At 72.4% G+C, this 15,295-nt stretch carries 16 protein-coding genes; 5 read left to right on the top strand and 11 right to left on the bottom strand.

Annotated features, from left to right (window positions below):
* Positions 1 to 26 precede the first annotated feature (26 nt).
* The 3 genes from KGD83_RS06090 to moeZ form a co-directional block, all read right to left on the bottom strand.
* A complete protein-coding gene (locus KGD83_RS06090) occupies positions 27 to 353 on the bottom strand; it encodes an MGMT family protein (RefSeq protein WP_212642914.1) in 327 nt (108 codons plus the stop codon).
* Between the two features lie 78 nt (positions 354 to 431).
* Positions 432 to 818 (bottom strand): SPW repeat protein, encoded by a 387-nt coding sequence (locus KGD83_RS06085; protein WP_212642913.1) that lies wholly within the window; start codon positions 816 to 818, stop codon positions 432 to 434.
* 174 nt (positions 819 to 992) lie between these two features.
* Positions 993 to 2,156, bottom strand: coding sequence for an adenylyltransferase/sulfurtransferase MoeZ (gene moeZ / locus KGD83_RS06080; RefSeq protein WP_212642912.1), 1,164 nt, complete (start codon positions 2,154 to 2,156; stop codon positions 993 to 995).
* A gap of 283 nt (positions 2,157 to 2,439) precedes the next feature.
* On the opposite strand from moeZ, the gene KGD83_RS06075 reads away from it, so the two are divergent.
* The 3 genes from KGD83_RS06075 to KGD83_RS06065 all read left to right on the top strand — a co-directional run bounded on the left by KGD83_RS06075 (position 2,440) and on the right by KGD83_RS06065 (position 4,647).
* Complete coding sequence (locus KGD83_RS06075) at positions 2,440 to 2,664, top strand: hypothetical protein (protein ID WP_212642911.1); 225 nt, start codon at positions 2,440 to 2,442, stop codon at positions 2,662 to 2,664.
* A gap of 264 nt (positions 2,665 to 2,928) precedes the next feature.
* On the top strand, positions 2,929 to 3,567 hold the full coding sequence (locus KGD83_RS06070; protein ID WP_212642910.1) for a TetR/AcrR family transcriptional regulator: 639 nt from the start codon (positions 2,929 to 2,931) through the stop codon (positions 3,565 to 3,567).
* A gap of 282 nt (positions 3,568 to 3,849) precedes the next feature.
* Positions 3,850 to 4,647, top strand: coding sequence for a mechanosensitive ion channel family protein (locus tag KGD83_RS06065; RefSeq protein ID WP_212642909.1), 798 nt, complete (start codon positions 3,850 to 3,852; stop codon positions 4,645 to 4,647).
* 101 nt (positions 4,648 to 4,748) lie between these two features.
* On the opposite strand, the gene KGD83_RS06060 is transcribed toward KGD83_RS06065, so the two are convergent.
* The 3 genes from KGD83_RS06060 to KGD83_RS06050 all read right to left on the bottom strand — a co-directional run bounded on the left by KGD83_RS06060 (position 4,749) and on the right by KGD83_RS06050 (position 6,420).
* Positions 4,749 to 4,991 (bottom strand): hypothetical protein, encoded by a 243-nt coding sequence (locus tag KGD83_RS06060; RefSeq protein ID WP_013154833.1) that lies wholly within the window; start codon positions 4,989 to 4,991, stop codon positions 4,749 to 4,751.
* Positions 4,992 to 5,263: 272 nt separating this feature from the next.
* Entirely contained in the window at positions 5,264 to 5,575 is a 312-nt protein-coding gene (locus KGD83_RS06055) for a DUF6401 family natural product biosynthesis protein (protein WP_047870279.1), read from the bottom strand.
* A 161-nt stretch (positions 5,576 to 5,736) separates the two neighbouring features.
* On the bottom strand, positions 5,737 to 6,420 hold the full coding sequence (locus tag KGD83_RS06050; RefSeq protein WP_212642908.1) for a ferritin-like fold-containing protein: 684 nt from the start codon (positions 6,418 to 6,420) through the stop codon (positions 5,737 to 5,739).
* Between the two features lie 562 nt (positions 6,421 to 6,982).
* Here KGD83_RS06050 and KGD83_RS06045 point away from each other — a divergent pair.
* Together KGD83_RS06045 and KGD83_RS06040 are read left to right on the top strand one after the other, a co-directional pair.
* On the top strand, positions 6,983 to 8,674 hold the full coding sequence (locus KGD83_RS06045; protein ID WP_394358096.1) for a DEAD/DEAH box helicase: 1,692 nt from the start codon (positions 6,983 to 6,985) through the stop codon (positions 8,672 to 8,674).
* A 47-nt stretch (positions 8,675 to 8,721) separates the two neighbouring features.
* Positions 8,722 to 9,594 carry an alpha/beta fold hydrolase gene (locus KGD83_RS06040; protein ID WP_212644288.1) on the top strand — a complete coding sequence of 291 codons (873 nt, stop codon included), beginning with the start codon at positions 8,722 to 8,724 and terminating at the stop codon, positions 9,592 to 9,594.
* 85 nt (positions 9,595 to 9,679) lie between these two features.
* Here the strand turns inward: KGD83_RS06040 and KGD83_RS06035 are convergent, their stop codons facing one another.
* The 5 genes from KGD83_RS06035 to KGD83_RS06015 all read right to left on the bottom strand — a co-directional run bounded on the left by KGD83_RS06035 (position 9,680) and on the right by KGD83_RS06015 (position 15,046).
* Positions 9,680 to 10,690 (bottom strand): MBL fold metallo-hydrolase, encoded by a 1,011-nt coding sequence (locus tag KGD83_RS06035; protein WP_212642907.1) that lies wholly within the window; start codon positions 10,688 to 10,690, stop codon positions 9,680 to 9,682.
* Between the two features lie 110 nt (positions 10,691 to 10,800).
* The gene (locus KGD83_RS06030) at positions 10,801 to 11,676 is read right to left on the bottom strand and encodes a PHP domain-containing protein (protein WP_212642906.1); all 876 of its coding nucleotides are present in this window, start codon (positions 11,674 to 11,676) and stop codon (positions 10,801 to 10,803) included.
* Between the two features lie 61 nt (positions 11,677 to 11,737).
* On the bottom strand, positions 11,738 to 12,403 hold the full coding sequence (locus KGD83_RS06025; protein WP_212642905.1) for a DUF6758 family protein: 666 nt from the start codon (positions 12,401 to 12,403) through the stop codon (positions 11,738 to 11,740).
* Positions 12,404 to 12,494: 91 nt separating this feature from the next.
* On the bottom strand, positions 12,495 to 14,387 hold the full coding sequence (gene typA, locus KGD83_RS06020; RefSeq protein WP_013154841.1) for a translational GTPase TypA: 1,893 nt from the start codon (positions 14,385 to 14,387) through the stop codon (positions 12,495 to 12,497).
* 224 nt (positions 14,388 to 14,611) lie between these two features.
* A complete protein-coding gene (locus KGD83_RS06015) occupies positions 14,612 to 15,046 on the bottom strand; it encodes a (deoxy)nucleoside triphosphate pyrophosphohydrolase (protein WP_212642904.1) in 435 nt (144 codons plus the stop codon).
* Positions 15,047 to 15,295: the final 249 nt, after the last annotated feature.

Raw genomic sequence — 15,295 nt, 5'->3', positions numbered from 1 at the left:
ACGTCATCCCCGCCACAGCGGACCGCTCAGCCCCCGCCCTCCCCGTCCCAGCGGGCCCTGCGCATGTCCACGCGATCGCTTCCCGGGCGCATGGGCGTGCCCTCCGCCGCGTAGTGGGAGAGGGCGCGGACCTCGTTGCAGGAGGGCGGTCTGCCGTCCGCGCGCACCACGCGCCACCAGGCCACCGCACCGCCCCAGGAGGACATGACCGAGCCGACCTGGCGGGGCCCTCCCCTTCCGACGTACTCGGCGATGTCACCGTAGGCCATCACCCGTCCCGACGGGATCCGCTCGACCACCGCCAGGACTTCCTCGGCGTAGTCGTCCGGCCCGCCCTCCGCGTCCTCGAACACAGGCGGCAGCCTACCGGGGACCGCCGACACGGCGGGGTCCGCCTCGGAGGCGGACCCGGCGTGCGCGCGGTGTCGCGGTCAGGCGGTGACCTGGTCGCCGTGCGCGCCCCAGGCCAGTTCGGGGTCGCGCCTGCGGGCCTGGCGCGCCTTGACGAGGCCGAACGCCCCCAGCAGCGCCACGACGGCGCCGAGGACCCACGCCGTCCAGGCGGCGGCGGTGAGGTCGGTGAAGCCCAGCAGCCACGGCATCACGAAGACCAGGACGCCGATCGCGAGGACGCCCGCCTCGCTCGAGAGCGCCCCCGGCCGGGTGATGGACATGACCGAGGCCACGATGACGCCCAGCCCGAGGACGAACATCGCGCCCCCGCCGAAGCCGTACATCCCGTGCCAGATCCAGCTCAGTCCCAGGGCCAGGCCGGCGAGGATCGCCACCCAGTCCGCCCAGCGTCCCCTGCGTCCCATGGAGCCACCTCCCGAGGAGCGGGCCGCCATCGGCCGACGGCCCCTGAACCGACCCCTACCCATCCGGCGCGCTGAACAGGCACGACGGCGGGACCGGGCCGGGGCGCGAACGCGGCGGGGCGGTGCCGGGAGTCGCCTCCCGGGACCGCCCCGTCCCCCGTCGGGCCCGTCCGTCTAGTACTCGGGCAGGCTCGGGTCGACCTGGTTGATCCAGGCCAGGACGCCGCCGCCCACGTGGACGGCGTCGGAGAACCCGGCCGCGTGCACCGCGGCCAGCGCCTCGGCGGAGCGGACGCCCGACTTGCAGTGCAGGACGATGCGCCGGTCCTGCGGCAGCTGCTCCAGGGCCCTGCCGTTGAGGAACTCGCCCTTGGGGATGAGCGTCGCGCCCGGGATGCTGACGATCTCGTACTCGTTCTTCTCCCGGACGTCCACGAGGAAGATCTCCTCGGGCTTGTTGTCCAGCAGGTCCTTGAGCTCGCCCGCGGTGATCGTGGAACCGGCGGCGGCCTCGGTGGCCTCCTCCGACACGGCGCCGCAGAAGGCCTCGTAGTCGATGAGCTCGGTGACCGGCTCGGTGTCGGGGTCCTTGCGGACCTTGACCTCGCGCCAGGTCATCTCCAGGGCGTCGAAGATGAGCAGGCGGCCGACCAGCGGCTCACCGATGCCGGTGATCAGCTTGATGGCCTCGTTCACCATGACCGAGCCGATGGAGGCGCACAGCACGCCCAGGACGCCGCCCTCGGCGCAGGAGGGCACCATGCCGGGCGGCGGGGGCTCGGGGTACAGGTCGCGGTACTGGGGCCCGTACTCGTTCCAGAAGACGCTGACCTGGCCGTCGAAGCGGTAGATCGATCCCCACACGTACGGCTTGTCGAGGATGACGCAGGCGTCGTTGACCAGGTACCGGGTGGCGAAGTTGTCGGTGCCGTCCAGGACCAGGTCGTAGTCGGCGAAGATCTCCAGCGCGTTGTCCGACTCCAGGCGGTCCTGGTGCAGGATGACGCGGACGCCCGGGTTGACCTCCTTGATGCTGTCCCGGGCGGACTCGGCCTTGGGGCGGCCGACGTCGCTCTGTCCGTGGATGACCTGGCGCTGGAGGTTGGACTCGTCGACGACGTCGAAGTCGATGATGCCGAGCGTGCCCACGCCCGCGGCGGCCAGGTAGAGCAGCGCCGGGGAGCCCAGGCCGCCCGCGCCGACGACCAGGACCTTGGCGTTCTTCAGGCGCTTCTGCCCGTCCATACCCACGTCGGGGATGATCAGGTGACGCGAGTAACGGCGCACCTCGTCCACGGTCAGCTCGTCAGCTGGTTCCACCAGCGGCGGCAGCGACACGGTGACTCCTCATGTCTGTTCGGGTTGCTTCGCACCGCCCGTAGCGCGGGGGCCACCGGGCGAGGGGGCGGGGAGGCGAAGCGTGCTTGCACTCATACCCAACCTAACGGGTGGGGTATTGCATTCCCGCCACCGGGAGGCGTGGAGCACACCCTTCGCGGGTCCGTCCCCGCCCGTCACAACCAACGCGGCGTGCGAGTTCATCCCCGGGGCCGCGCGTACCGGCCGGGGCGGCGGGTAGTGGTCGGGCGTACGAACGGCGACGACGTTGGAGGAGGACCCCGTGGCACAGGAGAACCGTTCCGTGGGACGACGCCCGGCCGCCGGAGGGGACCCCGCGGCCGAGGTGCCAGAGGCCGACGCGGTCGAGCAGCGCGCCTCCGCCGGAGCCGACGGGGGCGGGGACGGGTGGGAGGAGCCGTCCGAGGAGAGCTTCGAGCACGCCGCCGAGGCCGACGTGGTCGAACAGGCCCGCGAGGCGGGCGTGGACGACGAGGAGCGGCGCTGACCGGGGCTCCCCCGCCCGGGACCGCGTCCTTTTTCCTCCGCTTCCTCCCGGCCGCCGATCGCGGCCCTGACCACGTGTTCGGCCGGTGCCGCACCGTGCCCGCCCGGGACCCCGACCGGCTTCCCGCTGCTCACGGGGAACTTACGCCGGAGTAGGATGAGGGGGACCGCTGTGGAGCGCGCCATTGGCCGCGGTCCGCAAGCACTAGCCACGCAGATGTCCGGTTATGGCGTGCATCTGCCATGCCGAGTTCGGAGGGTCGGTGTGACAGCTCCTTCAGACTCCCGCGCCCGGGGAACCCGTCTGCCCCGGGTCAGGCGCCGTCGTCAGCTCCTGGCGGCGGCACAGGAGGTCTTCGTCGCGCGCGGGTACCACGCGGCGGCGATGGACGAGATCGCCGACCGCGCCGGAGTCAGCAAACCGGTCCTGTACCAGCACTTCCCTGGGAAGCTGGAGCTGTACCTGGCCCTGCTGGAGGAACACTCCGAGGTCCTGGTCGACAAGCAGCGCGAGGCCCTGGAGAGCACGGACGACAACCGCCAGCGCGTCATCGCGAGCTTTCGCGCCTACTTCGACTTCGTCGCGGGCGACGGCGAGGCCTTCCGCCTGGTCTTCGAGTCCGACCTGCGCAACCTCCCGGCCGTGCGGGCCAAGACCGAGGAGACCTTCCAGCGCTGCGCCGAGGCCATCGGCGAGGTGATCCGCCAGGACACCAGCATCTCCGACGAGGAGGCGCACCTGTTGAGCATCGGGCTGGTCGGCATGGCCGAGACCAGCGCCCGGTATTGGCTCAACAGCCGCGGCTCCGTGCCCAAGGACGCCGCCGAGCAGCTGGTGGCCCGCCTGGCCTGGCGCGGGATCAGCGGCTGGGACCTCCAGCGCGGCTCCGGCGAACAGGCTTAGCGGCCGCGTCCGCCCCGAAGGCCCCGTGCGCGCACGGGGCCTTCGCCTTTCCCTGTGGTTCCCGGAAAGCGCCCCGGCACGTGGAGAAGCTATTCCTTCCCACCATCGGGCAAGGAATGTCCCAAAAAAAGGTAATCACCTCCGCTTGCGTGGGACAAGCGATTCAATTGCCGCCCTCCGGGTATCGGCGGAATGAGAAGTAACGCACTTCTCTTCGCCGTATCCGCCCGGTCCTTCGCTTCGAAGCCCCGGCGGAGCAAGCGATTTGGGGGTGAAGACGTTATGGACATGGGTCAGGGCCTGTCGACGGCCTGGCAGGCGGTGGCGAGTTTCGTGCCGCTGCTGATCGGTTTCCTGGTGATCCTGGTCCTGGGATGGATCATCGCCTGGCTGGTGGGCAAGGCGGTCGCCAAGGGTCTGCACGGAGTCGGACTGGACCGCGCCCTGCACCGCGGAGGTGTGGGCGAGTACTTCGAGCGCAGCCGCTGGAGCGCCAGCGAGCTGTGCGGGAAGATCATCTACTACGTCGGGCTGCTGTTCGTGTTCACGCTCGCGTTCAGCGTCTTCGGACCGAACCCGATCAGCACGCTGCTCAACGACGTCATCTCCTGGATCCCGCGCGGCATCGTCGCGCTGGTGATCGTGGTGGTGGCCGCGATGATCGCCAAGGCGGTCCGCGACATCGTCTCCGGCGCGCTGGGCGGCCTCTCCTACGGCCGCTTCCTGGCCAACGCCGCGGGCGTGTTCATCCTGGCCCTCGGCGTCATCGCGGCGCTGAACCAGATGGGCGTGGCGGTGACCGTCACCGTGCCGGTGCTGATCGCGGTCCTGGCCACGATCGGCGGCATCCTCGTGGTCGGCGTGGGCGGCGGCTTGATCGAGCCGATGCGCTCGCGCTGGTCCCGTTGGCTTGACGTGGCCGAGCGCGAGACCGGCCGCATGAGCGAGGAGAGCAGCTACCGGGCCGGACGCGAGGCGGCCCTGGGCCGTCCGGCGGCCGCCGAGCGCACGGAGCCGCGCGAGGGCGCGACCTCCCAGAGCGCGCGGCGCGGCACGGGCGGCGAACCGCCCGCTCCCTAGCCGGGGCGCGGACACGGAACGAGGGCGGGGCCGTGCGGCCCCGCCCTCGCCGTGTGCCGTCATGGGCGCTCCGCGGGCCGGCGTGAACGGCCCGCGGGCCCCTAGAGGAACTCGGAGTCGCGCAGTTCCAGGCGGGAGAGGTGCTCGATCCGCCGGAAGGTCAGTACGACGGAGGCGATGATCGGGAGGAAGGCCAGCCAGAAAGCGGCGTTCCCGGGCCCGGTGAAGACCATCGACACCAGCGCGACGACGAAGATCAGTGCGAAAAGCGCGAAGTCGACGCGGTCCTGTTGGATCAGGACGCCGACCGGTGGGCGCGCCGCCCCATGCCGACCGCTCCTCATTCGCCTTCCTTTCTCGCGGCTCTGCGGGCCGCTCCGCCAGTTACGGCGCCTGTGGATCCGTTTTCCGGACCGACATAACGCCGTCAGTCCCAGGTTGCATTCCGCAGGGCCCTGGTTCCGCCGCGGTGCGCCGGGCCGTCGTCGGCCGCTGTGGAGCCACCGGTACTTTTCAGCGTACGCCCGATGACGGGTTTCCACCGGAGAACGGGCAGGGGCGGGGGCCACGAGGAGCTCGGGTTGTGGACCACACCGTTCTGCGGACGCCACCAAACCTAGCGGACGAAACCGCGCTCCTTGGCCAGTCGGCAGATCGCGAGGATGCGCAGCGTCTCCCAGTCGTACTCGACCGCCTCGGAGTCCCAGCCGCGTTCGAGGCAGCCGTCGAGGAACCCGTGCAGGTAGGTGCCCAGGGTGCGGGCGTTGAGCTCGCCGCCGGAGGAGGTGATGCCTTCGCACACCTGTGCGGCGTGCTGGTCCAGCTCAGCGCACATCCAGGGTTCGATCGGGGCGCCGAGGGGGCCGATCCGGTGGAAGTCACGGGTGAGTCCGGCCAGCGGATGGCGCACGGAGGTCCCACTGGGCATGGAAGTACCTACTCGCGTGGTCAGGAGACGGAAACTTCATCGATTTTACGGCCAGTGCCCAACGAATCGTCACGAAAGTGTTGGATATTACCCGCACTTGACCAAGGTCGCACAGGTCCCGGTCAAGGACCGGCAAGGAATCGGGCCGCCGCGACGGCGGGTCAGGCGGTCAATCCCATGGCCTTGAGGCGGTCGGAGTGGCGGTCGGTGAGCGAGGCGAACATCCGGCTGACCGCGGCGAGGTCGCCGAGCCCCGTGCCGTCCGCGTCGTGTCCGCCGCCCCCCGCCAGGAGCGCGGCCAGCTGGGGGCGCGAGACCGCCACCGCCTGCGCCTGGCTGAGCGCCTCGCCGACCAGGCGGCGCGCCCACAGGGACAGGCGTCCGACCAGTTTGGGGTCCTCCTCCACGGCGGCGCGCACCGTCGCGGAGACGAACTCGGCCCGGCCCGTCTCGGCCAGCACGCCCTCGACCAGGGCGCGCGTCTCCTCGTCGGCCAGCTCGGCGACCTTGCGGTAGAAGTCCCCCGCGATGCCCTCACCGACGTAGGTCTTGACCAGGCTCTCCAACCAGCTCTGCGGCTCGGTCCTGGCGTGCCAGGCGTCCAGCGGCTCAACGAAGGGCTCCATGGCCTCCTCGGGCACGACGCCCAGCTCCTCCAGCCGGTCGCGGAGCGACTGGTAGTGCGCCTGCTCGGTGGCGGCGAGGGCGGCCAGCTGACCCTTGGAGCGCAGCGACGGGGCCAGGCCCGCGTCGTCGGCGAGGCGGAAGAAGGAGCCGAGCTCCGCGTAGGCGAGCAGGCCGAGCAGGTCGATCACGCCGGGCTCGGCGGAGGGGCCGTGGGTCATGCCCGCCAGGGTATCGCCAGGCCGTCCGGGCGCCGAACCGGGGACTAAACGGACCGAAGGCACGGTTGTACACGCCGGGAGCGGGTACGGTCCAAGCCGTCCACAGCCCGGTGAACTGGTATGTCCACCTGGCGAGTCACCAGCTAGACTCTGCGTGATGACCGGTGTGTGCGCCCGACGCGGACATCTCCCTCACACACGCGGGATCTCCCACGTACCGGCGCCGCGGAGGCGGCGCCCGCACAGGCGCGGACCCCACCGACGGTGGCCCGGACCGCGCGAGGAACAACGACGAACCACGGATGCACCCCGTTCCGAGCGGGGACGGTCCCGATCCGCGGCCGGACAACCCCTGCGCCGCACGGGTCCTGACGGCAGCGCCACCGCACCGTTCCGCGAGAGGAACGACCGGTGAGCCGCGCCCCCCGCGGCGGCCAGGAGCCGTCCGCGACCGCATCCCGCCGCGGCCACGCCAACGTTGCGGCCCGCCAAGATGGAGGCTTGAGCCCTGAGCAGCACAGAAGAGACGACCAAACCCAAGACGACCTTCCGCGACCTCGGTGTGAACACCGAGCTCGCGGACGCCCTGGAGGCGGAGGGGATCGTCGAGCCCTTCCTCATCCAGGAACTCGCCCTGCCGATCGCGCTGGGCGGCAGCGACATCATCGGCCAGGCCCGTACCGGCACCGGTAAGACCCTGGCCTTCGGCCTGCCGCTGCTCCAGCGGTCCCAGAAGGACCCCGGAACGCCCAAGCGGCCGCGCGCCCTGGTCGTGGTCCCCACCCGCGAGCTGGCCATCCAGGTCGCCGCGGACCTGACCACCGCCAGCAAGCGCAGCGGGACCCGCATCCTGACCGTCTACGGCGGCCGCTCCTACGAGCCGCAGGTCAACGGGCTCAAGGAGGGCACCGACGTCGTGGTCGGCACCCCGGGCCGCCTGCTGGACCTGGAGAAGCAGAAGCACCTGCGCCTGGACGGGGTGTCCGCGGTGGTGCTGGACGAGGCCGACAAGATGCTCGACCTGGGCTTCCTGCCCGACATCGAGCGCATCCTCACCAAGACCCCGGACGAGCGCCAGACCATGCTCTTCTCGGCCACCATGCCGAGCGAGATCGTCTCCCTGTCGCGCAAGTACCTGCACCGCCCCACGCACGTGCGGGCGAGCGACGACGACGAGATCGACGGCTCGGCCATCACGGGGCAGATCACGCAGCACGCGTTCCGCACCCACCAGATGGACAAGATCGAGATGCTCGCCCGCCTGCTCCAGGCCAGCGACCACGGCCAGAGCATGGTGTTCTGCCAGACCAAGCGGGCCTGCGACCGGGTGGCGGGCGACCTGGAGGCGCGCGGGTTCGCCGTCGCGGCCGTCCACGGCGACCTGGGGCAGAGCCAGCGCGAGCGGGCCCTGCGGGCCTTCCGCAACGGCAAGATCAACATCCTGGTCGCCACCGACGTGGCCGCCCGGGGACTGGACGTGGACGACGTCACGCACGTGGTCAACTACGAGACCCCCGAGGACGAGAAGACCTACACGCACCGCATCGGCCGCACCGGCCGGGCCGGGCGCAGCGGCACCGCCGTCACCTTCGTGGACTGGCAGGAGATGCCGCGCTGGAAGCTGATCAACGGCGCCCTGGGCCTGCCCTTCCACGAGCCGGAGGAGACCTACTCCACCTCGCCGCACTTCTTCGAGGCGCTGCGGATCCCGGCCGGGACCAAGGGCAAGCTGGCCGAGGACCGGCGCGACGAGCGCGCCGGTCTGGAGGCCGAGGAGATCGAGGACATCGGCGACACCGGCGTGGCGCGCGGTGAGCGCGGCGGCCGGCGGGGCCGGAGCCGCGGCGAGGGCGCTCGCTCGGGCGGCGGACGCGGTGAGAGCGGCCGTGACGAGGGCGGGCGCGGTCGCGGCCGCAACCGTTCGCGTCGGCGCACCCGCGGCGGCCAGAGCGCGGCCGGGGCCGAGACCGCCTCGGGCGCAAGGCCGAGAGCGCGCCCGCGGTTCAGGAGGCGCCGCGCGAGGGCGCGGCCCCCTCCGACGAGGGCGCGCGCAGGGTGCGGCGGCGCCGCCGCACCCGCGGCGCGGTCCGCAGGGACCCCGAGAACACCTGACCCCTCCCGGCGCCCGCCCGTGGCGGGCGTCGCGGCCGTGCGCCCCGCGGCAGGATCGCGGGGCCCCGGGACCGACCACCGCGCCGGTCCCGGACGCCGGCCACGGCCCGGGTTATCTCTGCCCGGGCCGGCGATCGTCTAGGGTGACCCGACGTGAGTACACCTCAGTTCATCGACCTGCCACCGGGCGTGCGACGCGCCGATCTGAACCTGTCGTACGGTCCGGTGGCCGCCCTGCGGGCGCTGCCCACCTCCGGCGGCCCCGAGCTGGCCCCCGCTGTCCTGGTGCACGGGTTCACCGGCAGCAAGGAGGACTTCATCGCCCTCCTCCAGAGCCTGGCCCAGGCCGGGCGGGAGGTGGTCGCGATCGACCTTCCCGGCACCTACGAGTCGCCGGGCCCCGAATCCCTCTCCCCTCCCCCGGGCGTGCGCAGGCCGGACTACGGCCTGCCCTCCCTGGGTGCGGTGGTCGCCGAGGTCATGGACCAGATCGGTGACGGCGGCCCCGTCCACCTGCTGGGCCACTCCTTCGGCGGGCTGGTCTCCCGGGAGGCCGCCCTGGTGGAGATGGCTCCGCTGGCCTCGCTCGCCCTCCTGTGCTCGGGCCCCGGCGCACTGAGCGGCCCGGGCGCGCACACGGCGAGCGCCCTCGTCGCCGCCGTGTCCATCAACCCCACCGCCGAACGGCTCCGCGAGCTGTGGGAGGAGCAGTTCGACTCCGTGGCGCGGGCCCGCAGCCCCCGGACCGAGATCCGCGAGTTCCTGCGCGAGCGGCTGCTGAGGAGCAGCGCCGTGGGCCTGATGCACATGGCCGAGGAGCTGGTGTCCGCGCCGGACCGCGTGGACGAGGTGGCCCGGGTGGACGCCCCCAAGCTGGTCCTGTACGGCGAGAACGACGACGCCTGGCCGCTGGAGGAGCAGGACCGGATGGCCGAGCGGCTGGGCGCCAAGCGCCTCGTGGTGCCCGGCGCCGGGCACTCCCCCAACGTGGAGGCGCCCGAGACCGTCGCGAGCGCGCTGACCGCGTTCTGGAACGAGGCGGAGTCGGTGGGCCGCCGCTGACCCCGGCCCGCAAGGCGACGGCCGCCGCCCCGTCCGGGCGACGGGGCGGCGGCCGTACGGGGGCGGGGCCCCGTGAGGTCCTTGCTCAGACCCAGGAGTCGAAGTTCTTGCCCTCGGCCGCCGCGGTGGTGGCCGGACCGCGGTCGGGGAGGATGCGCGTGTCCGGGGGCAGGGACAGCAGCGCCTCGCCGATGGAGGCGAGCTGCGTGGTGTAGTCGATGTAGGTGTTGCCGACCATGCCGGGCTCGCCCTTGCGCAGGGTGTCGCCGCCGAAGACGACGCCGCGCTCGCTCAGGTAGTAGCCGACGGTGCCCGGGGAGGTTCCGGGCAGGGCCAGGACGTCGATGTGCAGCTTGCCGATGTCGAGTGCGCCCTGGCCCTCCACCTCGATCTCGGGGCGGTGCTCGGCGCCGTGGTGGCGGCGCCAGGCGCGCATCTCGCGGGGGTGCAGCGCGATGGGGGCCTCGGACTCCTCGGCGACCTTGATGGCCGACTCGATGTGCGGGCTGTAGGCGTTGGTGCAGGCCACCAGGTAGACCTCGCGCTCACCGACGGCCGCCAGGATCGCCTCGGCGTCGTGGCCGGGGTCGATGACGACGACGCCCTCGTCGTCGGCGTCGATGATCCAGGTGTTGCTGACGACCGGGTACTCCTCGCCGTCGAACTCGAAGGTCCCGGCGGTGCGCACGCGCGTGATGCCGTCGGCGTCGGGGCCGGTCACCCCGGCCTCCTCGCCCTCGTCCGCGAAGACGTCGGCCTTCACCGGCACCTCGTCCCCGGCGGACTCGTCGTCCTCGGCGGAGTCCTCGGACCCGTCCGCCTGCCCGGCCTTGTCCGTCTTCTCGTCGTCGGCGGTGCCCTCGGCGTCCTTGTCCGCCTCGGCGAGCTCCCCGGCGTCGGCGGCGGGCTCCGCGGCGCCGTCGTCGGCGGCCTCCGCAGCGGCCTCGGCGGCCCCGGCCGGGTCCTTCGCCGCGTCGTCCTCCGCGGCCCCGTCCCCGCCTGCGGCGGCGGTCTCCTCGCGCTCCGCCGCGGCCTCCGCAGCGGAATCGGTGGCCTCCTGGCCCTCCTGCTTCTTCGACTTCCGATTCCAGAACACGGCTCAGACCTCTCGACTTCGTCCGGGTATGGGTGGTTGCGCTGCGACCATTGTCGCGCTCCCGCACAGTGGTCGGTACCGTACCGGACCCCGGGGCGGCGACACGCGGTTCACCCGCGCAGGAGGGGGACCCCCGTCGCGGGCGCCACCAGCCGTTCGAACGCCTCCGGGTCGGTGGTCCTGCACCCCAGGCGGCGGCCGGTGAGGCTTCCGTGGTCGTCGCTGGAGCCGGTGACCAGCACGCCCAGCTCCTCGGCCACGCTCCGCCAGTGGCGGGCCTGGTGCCGGTTGTGCGAGGGGTGGTCGGCCTCGATGGCCCCCAGTCCCGCCCCGGCCATGCGCTCCACGAGCTCGAGGGGGACCGCGCCGTTGAGGGCGCCCTCCGCCCGCCCCGGGTGCGCCAGAGAGCAGACCCCGCCCGCCGCCCGGACCAGCTCCACCGCGCGGACCGGGTCGATCGCGTACCGCGAGACGTAGGCCGGGCCGCCGGAGCCGATCCAGCGGTCGAAGGCGTCCTGCACGTCCTTGGCCGCGCCCTGCTCCACGATCGCCCGGGCCAGGTGCGGGCGGCCGATCGTGTTGGCGTCGGCGTGCTCGTCGCGGCCGGCGCCCGCGATCTCCAGCACCCGCTCCCAGGTGACGCCGACCCCGTGCTCGTGGAGCTTGCTGACCATCTCCTCGGCGCGGGAGGCGCGGTCGGAGCGGACCCGGCGAAGTTCGCCGTCGAGCGCGGGGTCCTCGGGGTCGAACAGGTAGCACACCAGGTGGACGCTGGACCCGGCGTGGGCGCAGGAGAGCTCCATGCCGGGGACCAGGGTGAACCCGGGGGGCAGGTGCTCGGCCGCCTCCCCGATGCCGCCGACCGTGTCGTGGTCGGTGAGGGCGAGCACGTCGAGACCCGCGGCGACCGCGTGCTCGACGACTTCGGCGGGTGTGTCGGTTCCGTCGGAGACCGAACTGTGGGCGTGCAGGTCGATACGTGTCACCGGGCGATTGTACGTAGGACGCGGTCCGGCGCGCTCGGCCGGGGCGGAACCCCTCCCCGGTTCAGTCCGCGTCCCGCCGGGGCGCCAGGGCCCGGGTGAGGAACGGGCTGGGAGCGCCGAAGGGCGGTTCCAGGGAGAGACCGCCGTCGCGGATGTCGCGCAGGTCCCGCAGGGAGCCGATCTCGCACATGAGCACGCCGGTGTCGGCGGAGGCGAAGACCAGCCACAGCCACTGGGCGAGCGCCTCACCGGTGTAGACGGCGCGGTCGGGGCCCACGTCCAGGCTCCACAGGGCGATCTCGTGGCCGTCGAAGCGCACCTTGGCGTCGGCGGCGGAGGCGTCGAAGCCGTGGCCGGGGTCGGGGCCCTCCAGCCCGGCGAGGCGGGCGCCGAGCCCGACCCCCGGGTCCTCGGCGACGATGACCACCTCGCCGACACCGCCGACCAGGTCGGGCCCGGAGAGGGCCACGGCCGTGGCGAGGGCGCCGCTGCGGTCGTCACCGGCCTCGGCGAAGCCGGTGACCACCCAGTTGGCGGGCAGCGGCCAGGGGATCCAGACCGGGACGTGCGCCTGGGGCAGGAGTGCCTCCAGAGCGGCCGCCCCGGGGGCGCGCACCCCCTGGAGGGGTGCCACCGGGCCGTGGGCGTCACACTGCCAGGCGCTGGTCCACAGCCCCGGAGGCTGGACCGCGCGCCCGCAGCGGGGACACGTGGGCTCGGACTTCATGCTGCTCAGGGGTCTACCCGAGGGGACCGGCCGGAAAACGCGCCGTGGGCGGGCCGCCGGAGCGGCCCGCCCACGGGCGGCGGCAGCGGTCCTACTGCTGCTGGCGCTTCTTGTTGGCCGTCATGCGGCCGCGCTCCTTCTGGTCAAGGACGACCTTGCGGATGCGCACGTGCTCGGGGGTGACCTCCACGCACTCGTCCTCGCGGCAGAACTCCAGGGCCTGCTCCAGGGACAGCTTGCGCGGCGGCACCAGGCGCACCAGCTCGTCGCCGGTGGCCGAGCGCATGTTGGTGAGCTTCTTCTCCTTGGTGATGTTGACGTCCATGTCGTCGGCGCGCGAGTTCTCGCCCACGATCATGCCCTCGTAGACCTCGGTGCCCGGCTCGACGAAGAGCGTGCCGCGCTCCTGGAGGTTGAACATCGCGAACGCGACGGCGGAGCCGGCGCGGTCGGCCACCAGCGACCCGTTGGGGCGGGTGCGCAGCTCGCCGAACCACGGCTCGAACTTCTCGAAGACGTGGTGGGCGATGCCGGTGCCGCGGGTCTCGGTGAGGAACTCGGTGCGGAAGCCGATGAGGCCGCGGGAGGGCACCAGCCAGTCCATGCGCACCCAGCCGGTGCCGTGGTTGACCATGTTCTCCATGCGGCCCTTGCGGATGCTGAGCAGCTGTGTGATGGCGCCCATGTACTCCTCGGGGGCGTCCACGGTGAGGCGCTCGACGGGCTCGTGCACCTTGCCGTCCACGACCCGGGTGACCACCTGCGGCTTGCCGACGGTCAGCTCGTAGCCCTCGCGGCGCATCTGCTCGACCAGGATGGCCAGCGCCAGCTCGCCGCGGCCCTGCACCTCCCAGGCGTCGGGGCGCTCGGTGGGCAGGACCCGCAGGGAGACGTTGCCGACGAGCTCCTTGTCGAGGCGGTCCTTGACCAGGCGCGCGGTGACCTTGGCGCCCTTGACCTTGCCGACCAGCGGCGAGGTGTTGGTGCCGATGGTCATGGAGATGGCGGGCTCGTCCACCTGGATGAGCGGCAGCGGGACCGGGTTCTCCAGGTCGGCGAGGGTCTCACCGATCATGATGTCCTCGATACCGGCGATGGCGACGATGTCGCCGGGCCCGGCCTTCTCGGCGGGCTTGCGCTCCAGGCCCTCGGTCATGAGCAGCTCGGTGATCTTGACCTGCTGGGTGCTGCCGTCGGTGCGGATCCACGCGACCTGCTGGCCCTTGCGCAGCTCGCCCTGCTGGATGCGGCACAGCGCCAGGCGGCCCAGGAACGGGGAGGCGTCCAGGTTGGTCACGTGCGCTTGGAGCGGGGCCTCGGGGATGTACTCGGGGGCCGGGATGGTGTCCAGGATGGTGCTGAACAGCGGCACGAGGTTGTCGTTGTCGGGCACCGTGCCGTTGGCGGGGCGCTCCAGGGAGGCCTTGCCGTCGCGGGCGCAGGCGTAGACGATCGGGAACTCGATCTGCGACTCGTCGGCGTCCAGGTCCATGAACAGCTCGTAGGTGTCGTCCACGACCTCGGCGATCCGGCTGTCGGGCCGGTCGACCTTGTTGATCACGAGGATGACGGGAAGCTTGGCCTGGAGGGCCTTGCGCAGCACGAAGCGGGTCTGCGGGAGGGGGCCCTCACTGGCGTCCACGAGCAGGACCACGCCGTCGACCATCGACAGTCCGCGCTCGACCTCGCCGCCGAAGTCGGCGTGGCCGGGGGTGTCGATGATGTTGATGACCACGTCCTCGCCCTCGGGCGTGGTGTAGTGGACGGCCGTGTTCTTGGCGAGAATGGTGATGCCCTTCTCGCGCTCCAGGTCGTTGGAGTCCATCACCCGGTCGTCGACGTCCTGGTTCTCCCGGAACACACCGGACTGCCAGAGCATGGCGTCAACGAGGGTCGTCTTGCCGTGGTCCACATGGGCCACGATCGCGACGTTGCGGAGGTCGCTGCGGCGTGCGGAGCCCTCGACGGGCGTAGCGCTGGACATGGGAAAGCTCGATCTCCTGGTACTGGGAAGAACCGCGGAGTGCCACGGCCCACCGCCAGTTTATGCGGTCATGGTGGACTGCTGGGGAAACGTGCAGGCCGCCGCCGTCACGGCCCGGTGGAAGCACACCCCCGTGAGGGTGAGCGCCGTGGAGGCGAACCCGGTGAAGGCGGAACCCGGTGGAGCGCTCGGCGGCGCCGGAGTCCGCCCGTTCGCCCGCGGGGTCAGGAGCGGGGGACGGAACCCGGGGCGAGCAGGGGTTCGACGAGGTCGAGGAAGGGCACGTCGGCGGGCAGCCAGTCCGGTCCGCGCAGCTCGTCGGCGGCGAGCCAGCGCAGGGACAGGTGCTCCAGGGGCCGGGGCTCCCCCGCGATCAGTTCCACGCGCCATAGCCGCAGCACGGCGGGGCGCGTGTGCCTCCTGGCGGGCGCGGGGAAGGGCGCGTCCGCGCCGAGCTGGTGCAGGGGGCGGACACTGGCGCCGAGTTCCTCGCGGCACTCGCGGACCAGGGCCTGCTCCGGGGTCTCCCCCGGGTCGACCTTGCCGCCGGGGAACTCCCACCGGCCGCGCAGGGCCTGGGGTTCGGCGCGCTGGGCGGCCAGGACGCGGCCGTCACGGACGATGACGGCGCCCACCACGATCAGGGTCTGCTGTTCCACGGTTGCGAGCCTAGCCAGGACCGGTGACCTTCGGGGCGGCGGGTGTGGGCCCCGGGCGCCGACGCGGGGAGGCCGGCGCCCGGGGGTGCCGCCGCTCTCCGGGGGGAGTGGAAAGAGCGTCGGCCTCCGGTGTGGCTGGCGGTCCGGCCGGGGCGGGACGCGCGCCCGGAACCGGAAGGTCGGGGCAGAGCCTATGCCGCCGGGCGGACGCGCGTGAGGGATATCGGCGAACGTTCACCTTCTCTTCCC

The sequence above is a fragment of the Nocardiopsis akebiae genome (assembly GCF_018316795.1).
Lineage (GTDB): Bacteria > Actinomycetota > Actinomycetes > Streptosporangiales > Streptosporangiaceae > Nocardiopsis > Nocardiopsis dassonvillei.
Note: the sequence above shows the minus strand (reverse complement) of the source record. Positions and strands in the feature narration are given on the sequence as shown.

What these genes read in the sequence shown, in the direction of transcription:
- KGD83_RS06085 (WP_212642913.1), bottom strand. Translation starts at nt 818, where the DNA reads ATGGGACGCAGGGGACGCTGGGCGGACTGGGTGGCGATCCTCGCCGGC.
- KGD83_RS06060 (WP_013154833.1), bottom strand. Translation starts at nt 4,991, where the DNA reads ATGAGGAGCGGTCGGCATGGGGCGGCGCGCCCACCGGTCGGCGTCCTG.
- KGD83_RS06025 (WP_212642905.1), bottom strand. Translation starts at nt 12,403, where the DNA reads ATGAAGTCCGAGCCCACGTGTCCCCGCTGCGGGCGCGCGGTCCAGCCT.
- typA (WP_013154841.1), bottom strand. Translation starts at nt 14,387, where the DNA reads ATGTCCAGCGCTACGCCCGTCGAGGGCTCCGCACGCCGCAGCGACCTC.
- KGD83_RS06065 (WP_212642909.1), top strand. Translation starts at nt 3,850, where the DNA reads ATGGACATGGGTCAGGGCCTGTCGACGGCCTGGCAGGCGGTGGCGAGT.
- KGD83_RS06055 (WP_047870279.1), bottom strand. Translation starts at nt 5,575, where the DNA reads ATGCCCAGTGGGACCTCCGTGCGCCATCCGCTGGCCGGACTCACCCGT.
- KGD83_RS06050 (WP_212642908.1), bottom strand. Translation starts at nt 6,420, where the DNA reads ATGACCCACGGCCCCTCCGCCGAGCCCGGCGTGATCGACCTGCTCGGC.